This window comes from Acidimicrobiia bacterium, from assembly GCA_036396535.1.
Lineage (GTDB): Bacteria > Actinomycetota > Acidimicrobiia > Spongiisociales > UBA5794 > DASWKR01.
The window spans coordinates 1-3,948 of record DASWKR010000066.1 but is presented as its reverse complement, the minus strand read 5'-3'; the positions used below and the strand labels follow the sequence as shown (position 1 = coordinate 3,948).

Sequence of the window (3,948 nt, the reverse complement as noted above, 5' to 3'; positions counted from 1 at the left end):
ACCGTCGTCGTTCCGCTCACGATCGCTCCGTCGAGCGGCGCCGTGATCGAGGCATCGGGCGCTTCGTTGCCCGCAGACACGGTCACGCTCTGTGCGCCCGTCGTATAGCCGTCCGAATCCGTCGCCCTGGCATCGATGGTGTGTGGTCCCGGGGCAACGCCGTCGCTGTCCCACGAGAGCTCGTAGCGGGAGGCCGCCGCGTTCCACGAGGCGGGCTGCCACGCCCCTCCGTCGATCGCCACCTCGACGCCGAGGCTCCCGGCGGCATCCTCGAGGTCGAGCGCCGCCACCGAGATGGTTTGGGTCCCGTTGACGCCCGCCCCGTCGCTCGGGGCCGTGATCTCGGCACCGGGCGTCGAGGAGACGATGACCACGTCGTCGAAGACGGCGTTGGCGTTGTTGCCCGCCCGGTTCCAGTCCTTCCAGTTCACGTAAGAGCCCATCTGGATGGTGTGCGTGCCGGCGCCGAGGACCCCGAGGTCCACCTCGAACGGCGCGTAAGGGGCAAGTCCCCCGTTGCAGATCCGGACGAGGTAGTCGTTGCCGCCCTGGCCGTAGAACGAGCCGTCGACGGCGAGGAGCACGTCGGCACACTCGTCCGGGTCGAATCCGGTACCAACCTCGAGGCGGTAGACGAGGGAGACCGTTGCCGGACCTGCCTCGTCGAGGGTGAACTCGCTCTCGTAGGCGCCCGAGATGCCGAAGATGGTGCCGCGGCCCGGGTCGACGCCTCCGACGCGGACGACGAGGCCTGCGCCGTCGAACGTGCCGTCGGGGACCCAACGCCCGGTGGCGAACTCGGGATTGTCGGTCCCGTTGAATGTGTCGTCGGCGTATGTGAACGGATCCTCGCTCAGCTCGAAGCCGTTCGATGTCAGGTACACATCGAAGGCCCCGGGTGTGGCCGGCACGATGACGGTCGAGGCCGGGCTCGGGGCAGACTCGTTGAGGGTGACGTCGACCGCCGTGACCGTGTAGTCGTACGTACCCGGAGTCCCCTCGTGGTACTCGAAGCTGGTGTATCCGGACGTCGCGATCAGCTCACCGTCTCGATAGATCCGGTAGTAGCCCACCGCGTCGTTGTCCGTCGACGAGTTCCACGTGAGGCTGATCTCATCGGGACCGGTGAACGAGGCGTTCACGTTCCCTGGCACCGACGGCGGTTGGGTGTCCCATGCCGGCTGGGTCAGCGGGGGACCCGCCGGTGGACCCTCGCCTGCCTCGGGGCAATGCTTCACCAGCGAGTTGATGAACTGGTCGCCGGTGGCCGTCAGGTTCATGTCGCCGCCGAGCCACAGGCATCCGTCCGGCGCCGAGTGCGCAGCCCATGGACCGGTTGAGAGCGTGTACTCGAGAATCGCCGTCGGGTACGTGTCGACGTACTCTCCGGTGTGGGCGTCGAGAGCGAAGCTCCCGGTGACAGCCCCGTAGGCGATGGCGTCCGGACTGTTCACCGATCCGGCTCCGTCGAAGATCGTGCCCCGACAGTGGCACGTGGCGTACACCCGGTCGCCGGCCAGCTCGATGTCCTGGACGTCGCCCCCGAGGACGTTCACGGGCATCGTCACCTGGTTGACGATGCTCAGGTCGCTCTCGTCGAGAACTGAGAGAAGGTGCTGCGAGCCACCGACGAACACGAGATCATTGGCGGCGACGACGTCGAACGTCTCGTGGAATCCTGCGAAGAAGTTCCACGGGTACGGATTGAGGCCTGGGACGAGCGCCCCGGTCGTCGCATCCGCCGGGAAGAAGTTGCCCGAGTCGGGCTCACCATTGACGGCCTCGAAAACGCCGACCATGTACACGCGGGTTCCCGCGTCGTTCGCCGAGATTCCGAGGACTCCGCCGCCCGTGACGCTTGGGCGCCAGGTCGCGTCCACCTGCCCGTTCGTCAGCGAGAACCGGCCGGCGTTGAAGAGGTTGACCGGGTTGTTGGTCGGCGGTGTCGTGGCGTGTGAGAAATTGCCTCCTGCGTACAGGAACCCGTTGTTCGTGTCGAGCGTGTTGACCACGGCAGTCGCAGGCGCGAAGACCCTGGAGAGGTCGGCGCGCCACGTCGGGTCGATGAGCCCGGTCGCCGGGTCGAGGGCGGCCAGTCCGCTGGCGAGCGGGTCACCGTTGATGCTGGTGAAGTCACCCCCGACGAAGAGCCGGGAGCCGTCGGGCGACGCCTCGAGCGCTCTGACCATCCCATCGAGTTCCGGGCGCCACCAGTCGATCCAGACACCTGTGGTGGCGTCGAAGGCAGCCAGGTAGGGCTGGTCGAACTCTGCGGCGTTGCGACGTTCGATCACCTCGGTGAAGCGGCCACCGACGTAGATGGTGTTGCCGACCTGCTCGAGTGCGAAGATCTGTGACTGGATGTCGGTGTTGAGGGACGGACCGATGCCCTGGACGCCCCAGGTACGGGTGACCTCGTTCGACAACTCCTCGAACGGGCCGCCGACCTGGACTTCGGCGAGGCTGAGGGTGCCGGTGCCGTTCAACTGGACCCGCACGTAGCGTCCGGTGCGGTCGGGCTGCATCCACTGCCTGTACTCGACGGGGCCGTCGAAGTGGAACTCGGTGACGCCCGCCTGGGCACGGGTTGCGGCAACGCTGGTCGAGGTGAAGGGGACGTCCGAGATGAAGACCGACCAGTCGACGAGCGTGTCGTCGCAGCAGCCGTCGGTTCGGCTCCACACCTTGAGCTCGGGGATGTCGTGGACGGCTCCGAGATCGGCCTCCCACCATGCCTCGGCCTCCAAGAGCGTCTCGGCGACGGAGCTCTCGCCGGCGATCCCGGTCGTCAGCCCGTCGATGGCGCGAGACGCCTCCTGCCCGGAGTTGGTCGACGATTGCGTGACCGTGGCCGTCCTGGCGAGGTTGTTCGGGGTCTCGGCGGCTGCGTACGCCGGCGCGCCGAACCCGGCGAGCAAAGCGGTGATCAGCGAGAAGCACGCCACGGCCGCAACGGTGCGGCGAGCGGACAGAGACGCTGAGTGGTCGAATACGGCCACGGCAGTGCCATGACCAGAACGGTGGACGCCCAAAACCTGTACCCCCAAGTTCCCTACAGCAATGCGCCGAGTCGGCGCGCAACTAGCCCGAGCCGGAATGTAGGGGACAATCCGAGCCCCGTCAAAGCCTTTTTTCCAGTCCGGGCTGAGTCAGGGGCCGGTCCGCTGTGGATCAGGGGCGTCGCTGCCGGCACGCGGGACCGACCGCGTTCAGTGGTCGAGAACCCCTGTGGGAGCCCCGATCCCAGCTCGGCCGAGTCGTTCAGATGCCGGCGAGGTGGTGGGCTGCGATGCGGGTCGGGTTGAGGGTCTGGTTGTAGATGGCGACTTCGTCGATCCGGCCTGTGAACCGGAAGCCGCTCCCGGTGGCGGTGCCGGTGTGGAACCTGGTGGCGTCGTTCATGGCGCCGATCCCGATGTCGGATCCGTGGCTCCCGAGGTTGGCGACCCCTGTCGCCGACCCGACCGACACCCCGTCGAGGTAGGCGTTCAGTCGCCCGCCGGGACCGTCGAGCGCCAGCACCGCATGGTGGGTGGTGCCCGCCGTGACCGGTGTCGACATGAACACCGTCGTGGTCGGCCACGGTGTGTTGAGGTCCCATCCGGCGAAGTACAGGTTCCCGCCGTCGAGGTAGATCGCCAGGCCCCTCCCGGTGCCTCCCTGCTCGTAGATGACCTGCCGGTTGGTGACGTTCGTGGCGTTGAACCACAGTTCGATGGTGTGGCGGCTCCGTCCTCCGGTGTTGATCAAGCTCGAGTCCGGGACCGTGACGACGTCGTTGGCGCCGTCGAACGAGACCGAAGTGTCCGAGTCGTGGGCGATCAACCCTGCGGCGCCCAGGGTGGGTCCCCCGACGTACGTGCCGTTGAGGGACCCGACGTTGTCGTCGGCGACCGTTCCCGACGCCTCACCCAGACGCCACCACACCGTCGGTCCATCAGCCGCCAC

2 protein-coding genes are annotated in these 3,948 nt (G+C 67.4%); both read right to left on the bottom strand.

Features of this window, described 5'->3' with window-relative positions; genetic code table 11:
• Nucleotides 1–2,945: Ig-like domain-containing protein (locus tag VGC47_12445; protein ID HEX9856115.1), on the bottom strand; the 2,945-nt coding region annotated here is incomplete at its 3' end.
• Nucleotides 2,946–3,261: 316 nt separating this feature from the next.
• Nucleotides 3,262–3,948, bottom strand: a 687-nt coding sequence (locus VGC47_12440; protein ID HEX9856114.1) for a LamG domain-containing protein, incomplete at its 5' end; no start/stop codon positions are given.